A 19,599-nucleotide genomic window follows, 5' to 3' on the forward strand; every position below is an offset into this window, starting at 1 on the left:
TCTCAGTCGGGTTGGGCGACGGGGATGACGAACCGCACCATCCAGCCACCCTCGAGTGTCGTTCCGAACACCAGTGTGCCCCTCAGCAGGTCGATGCGTTCGCGAATCCCGCTGAGCCCCCAGCCGAGGTCAAGACCCGCGATCGGGGGAGTGCCGGACGGTGACGGGCCGTTCACGATGACCACCTCGAGCCGATTTCGGCGCGCGTTGATCTCGACATCGACCTCGGAGCCAGGGGCATGTTTCGCAGCATTCGTGATCGCTTCCTGCGTGCACCGGTATGCGGTAGTCGAGACCACAGCAGGGAGTTCCTCCATCAGCCCGGACGTGGCCAGACGGATGTTCATCCCGCGCTTATGCCAGTACTCGAAGAGCTCGTTCGCCTGTCGAAGGTCTCGCGTCATCTCCCGTGGCGCCGTACCTACCGCACGCAGATCCGCGAGGGCACCCGCGAGGCTGGCGGACGCGAACCGGCCCTCATTGCGGACCTCTTCGACGAGTCGCAACGCGTCCTCCGGGCGGGTGGGCGCGATCGTCAGCGCGGCGTCGGCCAACGTGATGAGGCCGGCGAGATGCTGTCCGGCGACGTCATGCAGTTCCTGCGCGATCCGGGTGCGCTCTCGCTGCTCGGCCTCCTCGACACGCTTGCCATGTTCTCGCTCAGCGATCTCGGCCTGGATGCGGGCGAAGTTCACCTTGCGCACTTGCCTTCCCCACCAGGCCCCGAGCGCCGTTCCGCCGATTGCCGGCGCGGCGATCCGTATCGCCTCAGCGGTGACGAAGCCGACCGCGATGTTGAAGGTCAACCCGTACGCCGACGTCCACACGAACAACACGCCCACAGTGGAGACCACTACGCTCACCAGATACACGATGGCGATGGTGAGGGACTTCCGCGTGGCCAGCAGAAAAAGTGCCAGCGCGATCACGAGATACATGCCGATCAGCCACGTCGGCACCCCTAGGCCCACGGTCAAGCCGATGTAGACGGCGGTCGAGATCAGTACAGTGGCGCCGGGCCAGCGATCGCTCAGCAAGAAGGTTGCCGCCTGCAATGCGCACCCAAGTACGAGGACAGACAGCATCAGCGGCGGGGGAAGGACGAGATTCCAGTCCGCCTGGCCCTCGATAAGAACCGCAACGGGTTGGGCAAGCACCTGGATCGTCGTGGTGACGAAGACCGTCAATGCGAGGACCAGGGCGGAGCGGCGCGTGCCTAGAATCCGGTCAGCGTCCACGACATCCTCACCAGGCGCGGTCGTATGCGTGATGTAGGTGGAGGGGTCGGGGTCAGACGCGGTCACCACCACGACAGTAGTTGGCGATCCATCAGCTGCCAGCAGGGGGTGCTCACCGATCCGGTTCACCTCGAGGCTCCGGCGGAACGGCCAACCCGACCGCGGCGATGGCATCGGACGTTCGCAGGGGGCGGACTACGGCTGGGCGTTGTCAAAGAGGCTGAGTGTGGAGGACACGGACATCTGTGACACTCATCGCCATAGCGCCGCAGGCTCGACTCGGAACCCAGCAAGCCGGCCAAGGCGAGTCCCACTTCAACAACCCTGCTAGGCGTAGCGCAGCACGGCTTCGCGGATCTGCTCAGCGTGCAGGTAGATCTCGTCGAGGCTCTCGATCGGGTGACGCGTCTCCACCTTGTCGATGTCGAGCAGCCCGAGATACTTCTGGCGCCCGTTGAAATGCAGCCGTGCAATCGGCTTCCGGTTGTTGTCGTCGAGCAGTACAGCGAAGTAGCTCTTGGCGTCCCGTTGCGTGACCCGCTGCGGCTTGATCTCGCCGCACGCGATCGCCTTCACGATCTGGTAGCCCTCAAGCTCCTCCAGGGTTGTCTCGATCTCGGTATCTCGATCGAGGTCCTCGACCGCGACCGCCTCGCTCGTCACCTCGGCAGCGTTGGGGGTCACAGGCACGCTGACGCCGGCTCCAAGAGCGGTCTTGAGGCGATCGTTCACGCTCTCCGTCAGGAACTGGCGAGATGCTTTCGTCACCAGCGTCGTGAACTGCTCACGCACGCGGGCGGTGTAGGTACCTTCATACACACGCTGCGCGAAGAACTTGATCCACTCGTCGCTCGGCTCCTTGAACTGGCGGGCGATCTCGCGTTTGAGGGCGCCCACGTACTTCAACTCCTCGGCAGCGCTGATGATCGAATCGAGATCGAAGCTGGCCTTGCTCAGCTTCTGCACCTCCGGCAGTAGGGTGTCGTCGATGTCGAGGAGGTCAAGAACCAGGAACGGCTTGGCGTCCATGCGGTTCGGCGCATCCAGGTCCGTGAAGAACTGCCAGACGACCCCGTTAGTCAGCGCCGCGATGCGCGCGTTAGTGGTGGAGAAGTAGCGGAACAACTGGGAGGCATGCTCGACCTTCGGAGTCCCGGTTGATGCTTTACACTCGATGAGGATCTGCACCTCACCGTCACGCATGATGGCGTAGTCGACCTTCTCGCCCTTTTTGATTCCGACATCAGCGGTGAACTCAGGCACAACTTCGAGTGGGTCGAACACGTCATAGCCGAGAATCGTGGAGATGAACGGCATGACGAACGCGTTCTTCGTCGCTTCTTCGGTACCGATCGCGGAAGCCTGATTGGTCACCTTCGTCGCGAGCGCCGCGACACGATCCTCAAATTCCATGATTCCCCCAGGGAAGTGGTTGACCTGAGGAGGATACAAGGGAATGAGCACGGCATAGGGAACGCCACGACCCCTCTCGAACGATCCGCGCTCACGTCACGCATGACCGGAGTCTTCCGCCCAAGACGTCTGCCTTCGGTTCCCCCGATCGTAAGCGCGGCTGATCGCGCGCGGCTATCCGTGAGACGGGGCGACCGCTTGGTCCTGCTACCGCGCCCCCAGCGGCACGGCGTGGATGCTGAGGCGCGGCGAAGACGTGAGCGGGCGCCACGCGTCTCGAAGTTGATCGACCGGTGGGAGGGTCACGCCATCGATTTGGATCACTTCGTCGATGGCGCAGACTGTGAACCCGTGCCGTTCGTACCAGCCGACTAAGCGTTCATGAGTTGAGTCGACTCTTGCGATCAGGGCGTCTGCGCCCAGCTCATCCCGCACATACCTCGCGCACTCGTCAAGGAGACCTGCGCCCAGTCCCTTGCCCCGCGCATGCTGGGCAACGGCTAGCGCTTGGAGCGCATGCACAGAGCTGGCCGATTCGAAGGCGTCGTCCAGCTCCGCACCGCGCGCCATCAATGCGCGGATCAAGTCGGGGGGCGGAGCTGTGTGGGCAGCGCCCACAAGCTCGCCAGAAAGGTGAACAGCAATCGTGCTTGCAAACGGTTCCAGCGAGTTGACGGGACGCCCAAACCCTTGCGACTGGAAGAAGCCGTTCAGCGTGAACTCGACTTCTCGAGAGTTGGGAAGGCTCGTAAACTCGCCGCGCATCATGGCCACAACGGCCAGTATCTCGGACCGCGCACGATCGCGCGCATGGATCTCGAGCGCCCGCCGATCCGAGCCGATCCAAGCCGATCCGCGGTTCGAATCGCGGACACTGAACGGACGACGCCCATCAGCGTGGACCAAGCCGAGTTGTGACGGCGGGGTTGGGGATCTGCGGTCCGAGATTGCAGCACGGAGTCGCCGACCAGCGTTGGCCGCGCAGTGTTCTTGAGTGAGCTTGAGGGCAGATGCGACTGCGCATCTCATGTAATTCGCGGACGGCAACCGTGCCGCAACGCGGACATGCAATTGCCGACCTTCCATGCAGCCAGATCATCAATCAGCGACATCGCTGGCGGACTCCGAAACGATCGCCGTGGACGATTGAGGGTGCCGCAGGGTAGCGGCGGTGAACGCTGTCATTGCACAAGCGAAGCCCGGGCAGCGGTGGCTAGGCACGCGCTCGCGAACGCCGGCTGAACGAGGCTAGGTAGCGCCGTCCGGGCTGTTGGCTGTGTCGATGGGAGCGACGGGCATGAGCCACTCGTCGTGAATTCGCACCCACGCGATGCCGGAGGGTGCAAACCCGCAGTGGCGAAGTCGTGTCTCTGCCGTCCGGATGATCTCGGTGACGTCGGTGAGCGGGTCGAGTCGCCAGCCCGTCGGATGTGCGGGTGATCCGCCGCCGATGAGACGAAGTCTCCAATCTCGGGATGCGCGATCAAATGCCACCTGGGCGATCAGCATTGCGTGTCATCCTCCCGCTCCAAGCGCGTCTACTGCCGATTACCTGTTGCGTGTCGGCACGAGAGACAGGACGCGCATGTGGTCGACGATCGATGCGGTGCCGGCTCCGCAGACAGTGTTGCCCGTTGGCTTGGACCGCGCCGACCTGGCGCGGTCCAAGCTGTCTAGATGTTCTGTGCCGAAGGCAGGATGACGAGGTCCCGGATGGTGACGTGCGCCGGTCGGGTCAGCATGTAGCGGACTGCGTCGGCGACGTCTTCCGGGCGGATTCCGGTGCTGGCGGCAAGTCGCTCGGCAGCCCGGGGGTCCCCTTCGGAGAAGCCCCACAGATCGGTGAGCACCATGCCGGGGGCGATCTCCGCGACGCGCACGCCGGTGCCACGGATCTGCTGACGAAGCGCGTGGGTGAATGCCTGAACGGCGTGCTTCGACGCCGAGTAGATCGGCTCCGAGTCGATTGCGTGGTGGCCAGAGATGGAGCTGGTGAGGATGATGTCCCCGCTGCCCTGCGCCAGCATGCCGGGCAGTGTTGCCCGCACCAGCGACAGTGTGGCGTACACGTTCACGTCGAGTGTCCTGCGGAGCTCCTCGTCGTCGGCGTCCGCGACGGGCCCCTCCAGGAAGAGGCCGGCGTTCGCGAACAGCGCGTCGACGCGCCCGAACCGCTCGACGGCAGTGTCGATGATTCGGGATGCTGCGCCCGCTTCGGCGACATCGGCGGGCACGAGCAACACATCTTCGCCGAGTTCGGACCGGACGGTCTCCAGTCGTTCCAGCGAACGCGCCACCAGCACTAGGCGTGCGCCACCTTTGGCGAACAGACGCGCACCGCTGCGGCCGATTCCCGAGCTAGCACCGGTGATGACAACTACCTTGCCGTTGAGCTCTCCCACGGTTGCTCCTCCTCTTTGAAATGGTCGAAGACCGCTCGCAGTGCATACCCACGCGGACTTCATTGACACCATGGCGACACCAAAAGTAGTGTTGCACTCCAGTAAACATTAGTTGCACTGGGGCGCAGTGGCTGTTTCATTACGGGGCCCGTGCCGAGGGAGCTCGCATCGGCAGCGACCGCGCTGGTGCTCGCCGATCGAGGGGCTCAAAGATGCGTGCCGTGCTCTACTCCGAGCCGTTGACCTACTCCATCCGTGATCTCGCCGACCGGGCATTGCAGCCTGGCGAGGTCCGGCTTGCCGTGCTACGCGTCGGAGTCTGCGGCACAGACCTGCACCTGCACCGCGGCCATTTCGGCGCGCGCTACCCGCACACGCCCGGACACGAGATCGTTGGTGAGGTCGCCGAAATCGCCCACGGGGTCGGTGGCTTTGTGGTCGGCGACCGTGTCGTCGTCGAAGACGGTGTCTACTGCGGCATGTGCGGTGCCTGCAAGGCAGGCAAGTCCCTGTACTGCGCGAACATTCGGGCGCTGGGGGTGTCGCTGCCGGGCGGAACCGCCGAACAGCTCGTGGTGCCCGCGATGAAGTGCTACCCGGTGGGGCCGCTCGAGCCCGACATCGCCGTGCTCGCGGAACCACTCGCATGCGTCATTCACGCGATGGACCGGCTCGCGATGCCCCCGGGCGCACGCGTGCTGGTGCTGGGAGCGGGAACGGCGGGGCAGCTGCTCGCGGTGATGGCCCGCCGCAACGGCGCAGCGCACGTCACGGTCGCGGGATCGAGCGAGTTCAAGCTCGGGATCGCCCAGGAACTTGGCGCCGATCGCACCATCGCAATCACACGGGAGCCGGGTGCCGCGCTCCACGCGATGACAGCAGCGGAGCCGGAGGGGTTCGACGTCGTCATCGATGCGACGGGCGCCGTGCCGATGCTGGAAACGGCGATCGAGGCCGCGTCGGTCGGAGGCACCATCCTGGTCTATGGGGTGGCCGAAGCCGACAAGCGGATCTCGGTGAGCCCCTTTGACATCTTCAAGCGGGAACTGACCATCATGGGTTCTTACGCGCAGGCGCTCAACATCGGACGCGCCGTGACGTACCTCGGGACGCTTCCGCCGACAATCGGCCGGCTGATCACACACCGGTTCAGGCTCGCCGACTACGGGCTTGCGATCGACGCCCTGGGATCCTCCGAGTGCATCAAAGCAATCGTGGTACCCGGGGATAGGTAGCGCAGCCTCCAGGGGAACGGCAGCGGTCTTACGCCTGAGGTGTGGCCAGTGCTTCCTGTCGGCGGCGCAAGCCCCACGGCGCGGGTGCGATGACCCAGAGCACGTCCGCGGTTGTGCTCTCGTCCGGGTTGTGCCATCCGTGTGGCTCGCGCGCGCGGAAGGTCAGGGTGTCACCGGCTGCCAGTTCTACGTCTCCGGTGGAGAAGCTCACTACGAGCCGACCGCTCTGAACGTGGGCCACTTCGACCTCCGCGTCGAGCGTGTGTAGTTCGTCGCCTGTTCCCCCGCCGGGCGGGTAGGACGCGCGCAGGAGCTGCACATTCGACTCCGCGCTCGGCGTCAACAGCCATTCGACCACTTCGCTGCCGGCCACCGGCACCAGGGGGAGTGCTTCATGCGATCGAATGATGCTCTGCTCCGCGACCTCGAATAGCGAGCCGACCGGCACCGCCAGCGCGTTGCAGATCGCGATCAGCGTCGGAAGACGCAATGACGTCGCGTCGTTCTCCAGCCGACTCAGGAATCCCTTGCTGAGGTTCGTTGCTTGCGCGAGCTGTTCCAGCGTGAGGCCGCTCGCCGTCCGCGCCGCCCGCAGCCGTGCGCCGATCTGCGTCCCATCCTGTTGTTCCGTGGCTGACTCCACATCGTTGTTTCGTTGCACACCACAGATGTTACCCCGGAGTAAACCCATCTGTTCCATGGCAGTAAACATTCTTGACGCGACACGAAACCTGTGTTGTACTGAAGACAACACGGGTTGCACCCGAAGAAACAAGACGACGGAGTTCAGTTCAACCACTCGGTGGGGCCGCGAAGAAGCGCAGCTCCACTGACGAAGGAAGATTCCTCCACCAGGCGCCCGGGCCTTTTCGGACCGCGAAGCTCACTGGACCTCCGTCTCCCCGACTACAGAGGAGTGGCATCGACATGACCAACACCATCCAATCCCGCAGCCTCGCTACTGACTGGGTGTTCCCGGACGAGCCCATCTACCGCGCCCGCGTCGCTGACATTCAGCAGCGTCTTCGCGCCGAAGGCATCGACGTGCTTGTCGCCAGCGGCGCGGACACCCGCCGGTATCTCGGGGGAGTCGACGGGCTCGTCTCGACCCGGGCGATCTGGATCGTCGTGCCCGCCACTGGCGAGCCCGGGTTCATCTCGCCGCGGCTGGAGACGGAAGAGATCCAGGCGCAGTCCTGGATCCCGGTCACCGCGGACTGGCTGGAATGGGAGGACGGGCTCGGAACCCCGCGCAGCCACCTCGACGCACTCCAGATCGGCCTGAAGGTCCTCCTCCCAGAGGCACCCACCCGCATCGGCGTGGACGGGTACCAGTCCAGCGCCGCGTCGATCGACGCGCTACGTGGCTTCTACGGAGCCGACTCCATCGTCGACGTCACACCACTGCTGCTCGAGGCAAAGCTCCACCGCGACGCGGGAGTGATCGGCGTGGTGCGCCGGTGTGCGGAGATCGCGGTCCACCAGTATCACGCCGTCCGCGACGCGTTGAAGCCCGGCATGACCGAGTGGGAGCTGATGCTCGTCTCCCGCAACACCGGCATCGCCCGGGCTGCTGCGTGGTGGGGCGACAACGAGAACTATTCGCCCTGGAACCTGGGAGCCCACGTCATGTCGTCGGGCGCGCACCGCGGCTCGCGCGGACACAGCACGGCCGGCACCCGAATCATCAACGAGGGCGATCTGGTCGAGGTGTGCCTGTGCGGTATGCCGTTCTTTGGTCACAGCATCGGATTCGACCGTCCGTTCATCGCTGGAGGCGGTGCGCCGAGCCCGCAGGTGCGCCGTGTCATCAGCATTGCGGAGGAGGCTCAGGCCGCCGCACTGGCCGCCGTCCGCCCCGGCAACACCGCTGGCGACGTCCACGCCGCCGCGTTCGGCGTGGTTCAGAAGCATGGCCTGGTCGGAGCGCTGCGCCACCGCACCGGTCGCGGTCTGGGCAGCGCCGAGATGGAGTACCCCGAGCTCAAGGAAGGCGACCCGACCGTGCTGGAGCCCGGAATGCTCCTGGCGATCGAGCCCGGTCTGTACGTGAAGGACGTCGCCGGCGTGCGGTTCGGTGACACCGTCCTGATCACCGACACCGGCTACGAGGCGCTCACGCCCATCACCGAAGGACACGACCTGTGAACGAGTCGGCTGGGTGTGCACCCTGGATGTGCAGGAGCAGCGTATGACGATCACACGCCCCGCAACCGTCGACTTCAGCGGGGTATCTCACCAGTACGTGCGCGGCGGTCACGCCCTGGAACAGCTCGACCTGCGAATCGAGGACGGCGAGTTCTTCGCCCTGCTCGGTCCCAGCGGATCCGGCAAGACCACACTGCTGATGCTGATCGCCGGGTTCATCACCCCCTCCACGGGCGACATCCTGATCGGCGAGGAGAAGATCACCAGCATCGCCCCGAACCGGCGCGACATCGGCATCGTGTTCCAGGACTACGCACTGTTCCCTCACATGACGGTGTGGGACAACGTCGCCTACCCCCTCAAAGCTCGCCGCGTAGCCCGCAGCGAGCAGAACGCGCGGGTCACCGAAGCGCTGCGCCTGGTGCGGCTGTCCGAGAAGGCGAACTCCTACCCGGCGGAGCTGTCGGGCGGTCAGAAGCAGCGTGTGGCGCTGGCGCGGGCGATCGTGTTCGGCCCGCGGGTGCTGCTCATGGATGAACCGCTGGGCGCATTGGACCGGTCGATGCGCGAGGAGATGAAGCATGAGCTGAAGCGGCTGCACGCCGAGCTCGGCGTCACCGTCGTCTACGTCACACACGATCAGGGCGAGGCGATGGCTCTCGCCGACCGTGTCGCCGTGATGAAAGACGGCAAGCTCATCCAAGTCGGCCCGCCACCGGAGCTCTACTACAAGCCGGCGAACCGGTTCATCGCAGAGTTCGTCGGCGATTCGACCGTCATCGAAGCCCAGTGGCGTGACGGAAACGCGCAGATCGGATCTGTCGCAGTCGCGTCCAAAGACTGGCACGGCGGCGACGGCCCCATCCTCCTGGCAATCCAGCAGAACTACGTCGTCATCACACCGGTGCCAAAGACTCGCGACGGGCACGAACCGGGGGTGGAGGCGGAGTTCGTCGACGTCATCTTCAACGAGGGCCGCTATATCGCCACGGTCCGCCTCGACGACGGACAGAAGATCCGCGGCATCGTCGACGGGCAGCCGCCGCTGGCCAAGCCCGGAACGCGGCTGAAGGTCACCTGGCCCGTGCAGGCAGCCACGCCGCTGTCCCGCGGCTGATGCGCAAGTCGTCCAGCGCCCTCCCGTGCGCTGGCACCAAGAGAGAAACGAAAGGTAGGCCCATGAACGCAAAGCTGCGATCACTTCGCCACATTGCTGTGGCAGCAGGAGCGTTGACACTGACCGTCGTCGTCGCGGGGTGCTCGTCCGCCAGCGGCAGCGGAGGTGAGTCGTCTGACGGCACCGTGGTGATCTCCTCCTACGGAGGAGCCTTCCAGGAGGCCCAGCGGGAAGCGCTGTTCGACCCTTTCACCGAGGAGTCGGGCATCACGGTGAAGGACACCGAAGGCACCGGGTTCGACGCGCTGAAGGCGCAGATCGACTCCGGCAACGTGACCTGGGATGTCGTCTCGCTCGAGGGCGGCCCGTTCGCCAACGCGGTGAAGAACGACCTGTTGGAGCCGCTGGACTTCGACCAGATCGACACGACCGGCATCGCCTCCGATGTCGTCAGCGACTACGGCGTCGGCTACATCCAGTTCAGCACCAACCTGGTGTGGGACAACGCCGCCACCGACCCGCTCACACCTGCGGACTTCTTCGACCCGGATGTCAAGCTGCCCCGCGCACTGCCGGACATCCCCGAGCGGACACTCGAGTTCGCGCTCCTGGCTGACGGGGTGGAACCCGAAGACCTGTACCCGCTTGACGTCGACCGGGCATTCGAGGTGCTCGATCGGATCAAGGACCAGGTCGTCGCCTTCAAGGGCCCGAGCGACGCGCAGTCGCTCATGCAGCAGGGCGATGTGGCGGCGTCATTCCAGTCGGCCGGCCGCGCGGAAGACGCGATCAAGGACGGCGCTGACTGGAGTTACAGCTGGGAGGCGGCGGTCCGCGACACCGAGTACTGGACGATCGCGAAGGGCGCCAAGAACGCCGACGCGGCGCAGCAGTTCATCGCCTTCGCCGTCCAGGCGGAGCCGCAGGCAGCACTTGCCGAGGCAATCCCGTACGGCCCGACCAATGCGGACGCGTACGAACTGCTGTCGGACGAGCAGAACGCGAAGCTGCCGACCTCCCCGGAGAACGCGGCGCAGGGTGTCACTCTCGACACCCAGTGGTGGGCAGACAACATCACCGAGGTCAAGGCGAGATGGGACGCATGGCTGCTTCAGTAGCAGCGGGGCGGGGCGCGAAGGTCTGGTCCTTCGCGCTCCTCCTCCCCGCTTTCATCCTCCTCATCGGGCTGTACCTGGCTCCGATCCTCACGATCGTGCCGGAGGCGTTCACGGGCACGGGCTTCACCCAATTCTTCGCCTCACCGGTGTACGCCAACGTGGCGTGGACCACGGTCCGGATCGCCATCACCGTTGCGGTGGTGACGCTGCTCGTGGCCTACCCTGCGGCGTGGATCATCTCCACCCGCACCGGGTGGCAGCGAATGGTCCTGGTCGTCGCGGTGATCGTCCCGTTCCTTACCAGCAGCCTGGTGCGCACGTTCAGCTGGCTGGCGATGCTGGGTAGCAACGGGCTCATCAGCAACCTACTCGTGGTGCTGGGCGTCAACGACAAACCGACCACCCTGCTGTTCACGGACTTCGCCGTGGTCATCGCCCTGGTCCACGTCTCGCTTCCATTGATGACATTCTCGCTCGTGGCGGTGATGCGCAGGATTCCCCCCGAGGTGGTCGGAGTCAGTGAAGCGTTGGGGTCATCGAAGCTGCGCACGATGCTGCGTGTGGTGGTCCCGCAGACGCTGCCCGGTGTGACCTCAGGGCTGATCGTCGTCGCGCTGTTCGCGATGGCGAGCTTCATCGCTCCGGCGATTCTCGGGAGCACGCAGCAGACGATGCTCGCGCAGCTGATTCAGGCGACGATCGAGACTGGTTCGAACCGTTCGTTTGCAGCCGCGCTGAGCATTGTGCTGGCGCTGTGCGCCGCCGCTCTCGTCGGCGCGATCTGGCTGGTGATGTGGGCGATCCGACGTCGCAGGCGGCACACTCCTCGGGCCGAAGATGAGGCCCCGAATCCTGCGGCGTTGTCTCCCGTCGCCCGCCGCTCCAACGCCACCGCGACAACGGAGCGGGTCGTCTGGAAGGTCGTGTACGCGGTCTACTTCGTTTCGATCGTCGTCTTCAGCCTGGCGCCGATGGTGATCCTCGTGCCGATCGCGTTCACCTCCGGACAGGTCCTCGTGTTCCCGACTCCCGGGTTCTCGACGCAGTGGTTCGAGGCGGTTCTCTCGCCCGAGTGGGTGGGTGCTGCGCTGACAAGTCTGCGGATCGCTGTCGCTGCCGCTGTGATCGCGGTAGTGGTTGCCATGCTGACTGTTCTGGCCACCGCTCGCACACGGTTCCTCGCCCGCGCCGCTGATCAGGGCATGCTGCTGCCGATGACGATCCCCGCCGTGGTGTTCGCCATCGGTGCGTACGTCGCTTTCGTGCGGTTGGGCTTGGTCGACACCGAACTTGGTCTCACGCTCGCCCAGACAGTTCTCGCGCTCCCGGTGTGCTACCTCATCATCGCGGCGGGCTACAGCTCCTCGGATATGCGGTTGGAGGACGCGGCGGTCAGCCTCGGCGCCTCGAAGGTCAGAGCAATCGTGACGGTGATCGTCCCGCTGATGCTGCCCGCACTGGCGGTTGCCCTGCTCATGGGCGTGCTCATCTCCTTCGATGAGTCTGTCGCGTCCATCTTCCTCAGCGGTCTGGACACCACCACGTTGCCCCGGAAGCTGTGGAGCGGCATCCGATTCAGCACCAGCCCTGAAGGCGCGGCCGCCGCGGTCGGTGTGCTCGGCTTCGGGCTCCTCATGATCGCCCTCACCTTCGGGCTCTACACGCTGCTCAACCGTCGACAGCGACGCAGCAGCATCCCCTTGCCAACCGCAGCAGTAGTGGAGGAACAATGACAAAGTACGACGCAGACGTTGTCGTGGTCGGTCTGGGTGCGCTGGGCTCGATGGCGCTGTGGCGGCTCGCCGCCCGCGGCGTCGACGTGATCGGTATCGAACAGTTCGATATCGCCCACAACCTCGGGTCATCCCATGGCGACACCCGTCTCTTCCGCACGGCATGCTTCGAACATCCCGACCTGGGCGCGATGGCTGTCCGCTCGCGGGACCTCTTCCGAGAACTTGAGGACGTCACCAACACGACGCTGCTCACGTTGACCGGCGGCGTGATGATCGGCCCGCCCGACAGCGAGCTCATCGTCGGCACCCGGCAGGCGGCCGCCACCGCGGGCGAATCGGTTGAGGAGCTCAGCTGGGCGGACGTCGTCGAGAGGTTCCCGCCGCACGCCAGCACCGACCCCTCGTATGTCGGCCTGTGGGACCCGAATGCCGGTGCGGTGCGGCCGGAGGCCAGCATCTCGGCAGCTGTTCAGGCCGCCAAAGCCGCCGGCGCCGACGTTCGTGTGCGGACCAAGGTGACGGGCATTCGTGAGATCAGCGACGGGGTCGAGGTCGAAACTGAAGACCGTACCTACACGGCGCGGACAGTGGTTGTCGCCGCCGGCACGTGGATTCCCAAGCTGCTGGACCTGCCCGGGCTTACGCCGGTTCGCACGATCATGACCTGGTTCCGGGCCAGCGAAGGCGTGCTCGGGATGGATCGGATGCCGGTGTTCATCCGGCACATCAACGATCAGCAGACCATCTGGGGTCACGGTCAGATCGACGGACTGCCGATCAAGGTCGGCGCGCCCGACAACGAGTACAACGTGCGGCCCACCGATCCCGACACGATCGACAGGGTGCTGGCTGAGGAGGACATCGCCGCAGCCCGTGAGACGGTCGCCCGCTACCTGGACGGAATCGACCCGGAACCCGTCCTCGCCTACACCTGCATGATCACGTTCAGCCCCGATCACCAGTTCGTGCTCGGGCCGCGCGAGAACGGCAGCCGAGTGATCATCGCCGGCGGTGACAGCGGTCACGCCTTCAAGCACGCATCCGCTATCGGCGAGTTCCTCGCCGGCTCCGCGCTCGGCGAACCGACGTCCGACCGTTACGCCTTCGTGTCACCGACCCGGTTCCAGCTCACCCGCTGACCCAAACCAACAGAGAAAGGCCAGAACCTATGGCACGCATCGTCAAGATCAAATCCGGTAGCCCCTACGAGGAGACCGAAAGCTACTCCCGCATCGTTGCCATCGACGACTGGATCCTCGTCTCCAACACCGCTGGCGTCGACTACGCCACGCAGGTGTTCGCGGACACGGCAGTTGAGCAGACCCAGCAGGCAATCCGCACGATCCAGCGGGCGCTTGAAGCCGCCGACTCTTCTCTCGCAGATGTCGTCTTCTCCCGAATCACCATCCCCAACCCGGACGACGCGCCCGCCGTGATGGCCGAGGTCGGTCGCGCGTTCCGCGGCATCGATCCGGCACGTACCGTGACCTGCAGCCCGCTCGGCGGGCCGCAGTACCTCGTCGAGGTCGAGGTCACCGCCTACCGTGGCGCAGGCGCCGGCGACCAGGAGCACATCCAGATCCAGCTCTGATAGCTGGCGATGTGTGGTGGCGTGGCACTCTCACGCCGACCTCCGGCGCGCCCTGCCGGCCACGCGGGCATGTTCAAGACCCACCGGGGGTGCGGGAAGCCGATCCCCGCACCCTCGGTGTACCACCCCATCGGTTCCACGGATCCCCCCACCCATATCCCCATCGTCGAAGCGAGGACATGATGCACGCCGTACTGGTTGCCGACACGGTCGACCGCGACCCCGGACTCCTGGGCGACTTCCTCCACGCAGCCGACACGAGCATGCAGTACCTCGACCGGAGCAACATTCGATCAGCCGCCGTGGACGCGAGCGTGCTCATTCTGCTCGGCTCCAACCGGTCTGCCCATGACCCGCAACAGGCCGACGTCGTTGCCTCGGAGGTCGAGCTCATCCGCGACACGCTGGGGCAGGGAGTACCCGTCCTGGGCATCTGCTACGGCGCTCAGGTCCTCGCGCGCGCTCTCGGCGGAAGCAGCGATCGGGGCCCGACACCGGAGTGCGGTTGGACCGCGGTGACATCACGTCACGACGCGCTCTGCCCCCCAGGACGGTGGGGTCAAATGCACCACGACATCATTTTCCCCGCCCGGACATCCACCGTGATCGGCTGGAGTCCCGCCGGCCCACAAGCGTTTATCGACGACAGCGCGGGCGCCAAAGCGATCGGCTGGCAGTTCCACCCCGAGCTGACGCTCCCAACCTTCGAACGCTGGCTGCGTTGGCACTACTCCGGCAGCGAACGCACAGACACCGAAGAGGCCCTCTCCACTGCCAAGCTCCACGCGGCAGATTCTGCTCGCCGCGCGCCGGCGCTGTTCACCGCTGCGTTCGAGTACCTCAACGTGGGCGATCGGCAACGCAAAGCCGGCGTCAGATGAATACCGCGCGCAGTCTCGCCAAGCCCGGGTGCCACGCCGACGAGGTGTCACAGGACATTGAGGGCGAGCCCTCGATGACCGTCGAGCACGCCCCTCTCACAGACACCATCTTCGTACTCGGCTACGACTGATCCCTCGCGCCCCCGCTTCGCGCGACCCCCCGGAAACGAGCCCACGGCTTCGGTGATGCTCACCGTCCTGGCGGTCCATCCCACTCACACCAACGTCTCAGGAGCACGCATGCCTCAGAAACTCGAATTCGCGCTCGCGGTCGACATCGGCGGCACAAAGGCAGAGGCCGCGCTCGTCGACCGCGCCGGGATGGTGTTGTCCGGGTCGCGGGTGCGGCGGTCAACAGGACCAGGGGTCACCCGTGAGGTGCTCCAACAACTGGTGAGCGAGATCGCGCTCGACGCGGCCAACAGCCTCACCCCGGAGATGACACTCGTCGGCGTCGGCGTGGGCAGTGCCGGGCCGCTCGATCTTGAAAGACGTTCCGTCGCCCCGTTGAACATGCCGTTGGCAACCGGTGCAACGTTCGACTTCCTCGCCGACGTCGTCGATGCGCCGATCTCGCTCGCGCTCGACGGGACCTGCGTCGCGCTCGCGGAGCATCGATTCGGCGCCGCACGCGGCCACGGGACAGTGCTCGCGTTAGTCGTATCCACCGGGGTCGGCGGCGGGGTAATCATCGACGGCCGCCCCATCACCGGTCGAAGCGGCAACGCCGGGCACGTTGGTCAGATGCGCATCGAGCGCCGCGGCGGCGGATCACCCCACGCAGGAACCGTCGAGCACCTCGCCTCCGGCCCGCGCGCCGTGGAGTGGGCGCAGGAACGGGGGTGGACCGGGTCCACAGGGCAGGACCTTGCGCGCGCCTACGCCGCCGGGGAGCCGGTCGCGCGCGCCGCCGTTGAACGTTCCGCGGCGGCCATTGGCAGTGCTGTCGCGTCGGTCTCCACGCTGCTCGACCTTGAAGTCGCCGTTATCGCCGGTGGGTTCGTGCAGGTCGCGGACGACTACGTCGATCTCGTCGCAGCGGCGGTGCGTGACGAGTCGTTGTTGCCGCATACCGCGGACATCATCATCTCCGGCACTGGTCTCGCCGGGTCAGGACCGCTCGTCGGGGCGGCCGCACTCGCGTTCGACGCGTACGACGGGCACCATGTCCCGAATCGCACTATCGGGGAGTCGCGTCTTGTCTCGCCGTGACGCGACCCGCGTCGAAACGGACAGTCTGGGTGCGGTCGAGATCCCCGCCACCGCGTACTGGGGTGTTCATACCTCGCGGGCGTTGCAGAACTTCCCGATCTCACACCGACCCATCTCCATCCACCCGGACCTGATCGACGCGCTGGTGATCGTGAAGCAGGCAGCGGCGCGCGCGAACCGCGACATCGGGGTTCTTGAGCCTACGAAGGCGGAGTGGATCGACAACGCCTGCCAGCGTGTTCGAGCCGGAGAATTCCACGAGCAGTTCGTCGTGGACGTGGTGCAAGGCGGCGCGGGCACGTCCACGAACATGAACACCAATGAGGTGATCGCGAACATCGCTCTCGAGCAGCGTGGGCACCACCGCGGTGCCTACGACATCCTCCATCCGTTGGACGACGTCAACCGCAGCCAAAGCACCAACGACACGTACCCGACGGCCGTCAAGCTTGCGCTCTGCTTCGCCGTCGAGCGGTTGCTTACGGAACATGAACTCCTCCGCGCAGCGTTCGCGGCCAAGGGCGAAGAGTTCATCGACGTGCTCAAGGTCGGTCGCACCCAGTTGCAGGACGCTGTACCCATGACGTTGGGGCAGGAGTTCCGGGGCTTCTCCACCACACTGGCCGAGGATGCACAGAGACTGCGGGACATGCTGCCATTGCTGTGGGAGATCAATCTCGGAGCGACCGCAATCGGCACCGGGATCACCGCGGACCCCAACTACGCCGACTCGGTTTGCGACCACCTGCGCCAGCTCACCGGCTTCGACCACGTCACCGCAGTCGACCTCGTTGAGGCGACCAGCGACGCAGGCGTGTTCATGAGCCTGTCGGGCACCCTCAAGCGCGCGGCGATCAAACTCAGCAAGATCTGCAACGACCTCCGCCTGCTCTCCAGCGGCCCGCAAGCCGGATTGGGAGAGATCTCTCTCCCGCCACGCCAGGCCGGATCGAGCATCATGCCCGGAAAGGTGAACCCAGTCATCCCCGAGGTAGTCAACCAGGTGGCGTTCTCGGTCGCCGGTGCCGACACCACCGTGACGATGGCGGCCGAAGCCGGCCAGTTGCAGTTGAACGCGTTCGAACCTGTGATCGCGCACTCCCTGTTGCAGAGCTTGGCTTGGATGACGGGCGCCTGTCGGACGCTTCGTGAGAATTGCGTGGTGGGGATCACCGCGAATATCGAGCGCCTGCAGCTGATGGCGGCATCGTCGGTTGGGGTGGTGACCGCCCTCACGCCATACATCGGATACGTCGCCGCTTCCGCGCTCGCGAAAAATGCCCTGCTGACCGGGCGAAGCATCGCCGAACTCGTCGAAGAGGCAGGGCTCATGAGCAACGAACGCGTCGCCAAGTTGGTGTCGCCTTCGCGGCTGTCCGGACTCGAACCGGTGACGGCCGCCATCCCTCTCATCCGCATCGACCCGGGGCTGCGCCCGGTCCCTGATCAGTAGTGCAGCGACTGCTGCTGAACCGTCTGTATTTCGCAGCAGAGTCTCGATCTCGGTGACGACGCGTCGACGATCGTCGTGGGTCTCGTCCAGCCCGTCCAGGAGCAAACGCCACGCCGCCCGACCCGGTGTCGAGCCAACGCGCGATGTCGGAGGTGAGCAGGTCGCAGTCAGCCGCCGACGCCTCGTGGAACGCCGTGACCAGGATGCGGTCCCTGACTCCGACCGTCCTACTCAGAGAGCCCGCAACTGACGGCATGCGCGGCAACGCCGCGCCGGTACTCGACCCCTGCGTCGTCTGCAGCGCCCCCGACACTGCACCGGCGAGCCTGCTGCCGGCTCGGTGCCGCTCGCGGGTCTGTGGTGCCCTTCAAAATGCGGCAAGCCTATTCAGAACCGTCGCCTGATCGAGCGCGACCGTCAGCGCGGCGCGGGTGCACCTCGGGTGACGGAAGGAGGCGCCCCGTCCCGCGACTGAGGGTCCGCTTGGTGGCGATGCCGGGCGCGCATCCGCGCCCGGCCCCGTTGGCGTCCGTTCGATCCAGGCCCGGGCCCAGCCGGATCAGGCGGCGGACACTCAGCGTCTCGAAGGTCGGCAGGGGATGCGGGTCGACGGCATCGACACCCGTGGCTGGACTGTACGAAATCCGGGGGTCCGTGAAGTCCTGCCACGTATCCGACTACTGGTTCGGGGAGTCGGGTGGGTGCACCGGTGACGTGGCGACAGATAATGCGCGTCGCCGGCCCGATCCGCAGTGAGATCCGGATCATCCGCATGCGCACCATCGCGCGATAGTCCCATCGCAACCTGGCCTCGGCCGTCAGGCTTCCCCTGACGTTCAGCGATTCGGCCCGCGCCCGGGTCGCGCAACGAGCCTGCCGGGAGCTCGAGGCGGACCGCGCGTCCGCGGCGCTTCGGAGAGGGGCTCTGACGGGAATCGACTCGTAGACGTCTTTCCGAATCTCGCGCCAGCGCGTAGGCGGGAGGACCGCGCAGCTAACGTGTCAGAGTGCGCGGCGTTCCCGAGATGAGGAGAGTCGTGAGCTCCGCGCAGCCCCGCCGCAAGACCAGCATGAAGTCCAACCGCCAGTCGTTCGCACCGAAGACCCACACTCCATCCGAAGGGCAACTGCCCATCGACAACGTGGTCCACGTCGAGCGCTATTCGTCCGCGGACGGGGCTGTGTCTCTGCCAGTTCGCTTCGACGGAGAAACAGTTTGGGCAACCCAGGTACAGATGGCGGAGATGCTCGGTTCGACAGTCCCTAACATCAACATGCATCTGAAGCGGGCCGCGGATGATGGTGAGCTGGACGGCTCAACTATTCAGAATTTCTTAATGGTTCGACGTGAGGGAGTGCGAGAGGTTGCTCGACGCGTCCAGCACTACAACCTCGACGCGATCATCTCGGTCGGTTATCGCGTGCATTCGCCACGTGGTGTGCACTTCCGTCGGTGGGCAACCAGCGTCCTGCGTCAGAGAATTCTGGATCAGAACGTCGCACGCGTGCGTCACGTCGACGCGGTCGCCGACCTTCTTGCGACCTCGAGTGATGAGCACTTGGCAAGCCTCGGCCGCATCATGCAGCGGTACACCGGCGACTTCGACCGTTTGGCCGACCACGACCGCGGCGAGTTGGTACCACCGACCGAGGTCGCCGCCACTGAGCGGATGGACCTCGAAGATGTTGAGCTGATAGTTGCGCAGCTGCGGGAAAGGTTCCCGAATGATGAGCGGCTCGGTGTCACGAAGGACGACTCCATCCATGGAGTCCTCGGTCAGATCGACCAGACCTTTATGGGACAGGAGCTTTACCCGAGCGCGCAAGAGAAGGCCGCCAACCTCCTGTACATGATCGTGAAGGACCACCCGTTCGGTGACGGCAACAAGCGCACAGGAGCCGCCCTGTTCGCGTACTAATGCGTGCGCGGCCACGGGGCGTAGAGCAAGTCGGCGACCTCCACGGCGAACGGTCGTCCGATCCGGATGTTGTTTGTCACCGTCGCCCAACGCAGGTAAGCGACGTCATCCACCTGGCGCAGCGCTGACAGCACCT

18 protein-coding genes are annotated in these 19,599 nt (G+C 65.5%); 12 read left to right on the plus strand and 6 right to left on the minus strand.

Annotated features, from left to right (window positions below; genetic code table 11):
- Positions 1-2: 2 nt before the first annotated feature.
- The 5 genes from J2Y46_RS05355 to J2Y46_RS05375 all read right to left on the minus strand — a co-directional run bounded on the left by J2Y46_RS05355 (position 3) and on the right by J2Y46_RS05375 (position 5,053).
- Positions 3-1,304: a histidine kinase gene (locus tag J2Y46_RS05355; protein ID WP_310240799.1), complete on the minus strand. Its 1,302-nt coding sequence runs from the start codon at positions 1,302-1,304 to the stop codon at positions 3-5.
- Positions 1,305-1,565: 261 nt separating this feature from the next.
- Positions 1,566-2,651 (minus strand): type I restriction endonuclease, encoded by a 1,086-nt coding sequence (locus J2Y46_RS05360; protein WP_310240802.1) that lies wholly within the window; start codon positions 2,649-2,651, stop codon positions 1,566-1,568.
- A 207-nt stretch (positions 2,652-2,858) separates the two neighbouring features.
- Complete coding sequence (locus tag J2Y46_RS05365; RefSeq protein WP_310241100.1) at positions 2,859-3,419, minus strand: GNAT family N-acetyltransferase; 561 nt, start codon at positions 3,417-3,419, stop codon at positions 2,859-2,861.
- A gap of 480 nt (positions 3,420-3,899) precedes the next feature.
- The gene (locus tag J2Y46_RS05370) at positions 3,900-4,160 is read right to left on the minus strand and encodes a hypothetical protein (protein ID WP_310240804.1); all 261 of its coding nucleotides are present in this window, start codon (positions 4,158-4,160) and stop codon (positions 3,900-3,902) included.
- Positions 4,161-4,324: 164 nt separating this feature from the next.
- Positions 4,325-5,053, minus strand: a complete 729-nt coding sequence (locus J2Y46_RS05375) for an SDR family oxidoreductase (protein ID WP_310240806.1) — start codon at positions 5,051-5,053, stop codon at positions 4,325-4,327.
- 212 nt (positions 5,054-5,265) lie between these two features.
- On the opposite strand from J2Y46_RS05375, the gene J2Y46_RS05380 reads away from it, so the two are divergent.
- Complete coding sequence (locus J2Y46_RS05380) at positions 5,266-6,288, plus strand: zinc-dependent alcohol dehydrogenase family protein (protein ID WP_310240808.1); 1,023 nt, start codon at positions 5,266-5,268, stop codon at positions 6,286-6,288.
- 28 nt (positions 6,289-6,316) lie between these two features.
- Here the strand turns inward: J2Y46_RS05380 and J2Y46_RS05385 are convergent, their stop codons facing one another.
- On the minus strand, positions 6,317-6,988 hold the full coding sequence (locus J2Y46_RS05385; protein WP_310240810.1) for an XRE family transcriptional regulator: 672 nt from the start codon (positions 6,986-6,988) through the stop codon (positions 6,317-6,319).
- A gap of 227 nt (positions 6,989-7,215) precedes the next feature.
- On the opposite strand from J2Y46_RS05385, the gene J2Y46_RS05390 reads away from it, so the two are divergent.
- From J2Y46_RS05390 to J2Y46_RS05440, 11 genes are all read left to right on the plus strand, one after another.
- On the plus strand, positions 7,216-8,436 hold the full coding sequence (locus tag J2Y46_RS05390) for a Xaa-Pro peptidase family protein (protein ID WP_310240812.1): 1,221 nt from the start codon (positions 7,216-7,218) through the stop codon (positions 8,434-8,436).
- Between the two features lie 43 nt (positions 8,437-8,479).
- Complete coding sequence (locus tag J2Y46_RS05395; RefSeq protein ID WP_310240814.1) at positions 8,480-9,553, plus strand: ABC transporter ATP-binding protein; 1,074 nt, start codon at positions 8,480-8,482, stop codon at positions 9,551-9,553.
- A gap of 113 nt (positions 9,554-9,666) precedes the next feature.
- Entirely contained in the window at positions 9,667-10,671 is a 1,005-nt protein-coding gene (locus J2Y46_RS05400) for a polyamine ABC transporter substrate-binding protein (protein WP_310240816.1), read from the plus strand.
- A complete protein-coding gene (locus J2Y46_RS05405) occupies positions 10,647-12,404 on the plus strand; it encodes an ABC transporter permease subunit (protein WP_310240819.1) in 1,758 nt (585 codons plus the stop codon). The genes J2Y46_RS05400 and J2Y46_RS05405 overlap by 25 nt, the downstream gene beginning before the upstream one ends.
- Positions 12,401-13,546 carry an N-methyl-L-tryptophan oxidase gene (gene solA, locus J2Y46_RS05410; RefSeq protein WP_310240821.1) on the plus strand — a complete coding sequence of 382 codons (1,146 nt, stop codon included), beginning with the start codon at positions 12,401-12,403 and terminating at the stop codon, positions 13,544-13,546. The genes J2Y46_RS05405 and solA overlap by 4 nt, the downstream gene beginning before the upstream one ends.
- A 29-nt stretch (positions 13,547-13,575) precedes the next feature.
- Positions 13,576-13,998, plus strand: coding sequence for a RidA family protein (locus J2Y46_RS05415; protein WP_310240823.1), 423 nt, complete (start codon positions 13,576-13,578; stop codon positions 13,996-13,998).
- Between the two features lie 179 nt (positions 13,999-14,177).
- A complete protein-coding gene (locus tag J2Y46_RS05420) occupies positions 14,178-14,879 on the plus strand; it encodes a glutamine amidotransferase-related protein (RefSeq protein ID WP_310240825.1) in 702 nt (233 codons plus the stop codon).
- Positions 14,876-15,010, plus strand: coding sequence for a hypothetical protein (locus J2Y46_RS05425; RefSeq protein WP_310240827.1), 135 nt, complete (start codon positions 14,876-14,878; stop codon positions 15,008-15,010). Before J2Y46_RS05420 ends, J2Y46_RS05425 begins: the two co-directional genes overlap by 4 nt.
- A gap of 109 nt (positions 15,011-15,119) precedes the next feature.
- Positions 15,120-16,091: an ROK family protein gene (locus tag J2Y46_RS05430; RefSeq protein ID WP_310240829.1), complete on the plus strand. Its 972-nt coding sequence runs from the start codon at positions 15,120-15,122 to the stop codon at positions 16,089-16,091.
- Positions 16,045-17,544 carry an aspartate ammonia-lyase gene (locus J2Y46_RS05435; RefSeq protein WP_396653146.1) on the plus strand — a complete coding sequence of 500 codons (1,500 nt, stop codon included), beginning with the start codon at positions 16,045-16,047 and terminating at the stop codon, positions 17,542-17,544. The genes J2Y46_RS05430 and J2Y46_RS05435 overlap by 47 nt, the downstream gene beginning before the upstream one ends.
- A 1,037-nt stretch (positions 17,545-18,581) precedes the next feature.
- On the plus strand, positions 18,582-19,463 hold the full coding sequence (locus tag J2Y46_RS05440; protein ID WP_310240835.1) for a virulence protein RhuM/Fic/DOC family protein: 882 nt from the start codon (positions 18,582-18,584) through the stop codon (positions 19,461-19,463).
- Positions 19,464-19,599: the final 136 nt, after the last annotated feature.

This window comes from Microbacterium sp. BE35, assembly GCF_031457705.1.
GTDB lineage: Bacteria > Actinomycetota > Actinomycetes > Actinomycetales > Microbacteriaceae > Microbacterium > Microbacterium trichothecenolyticum.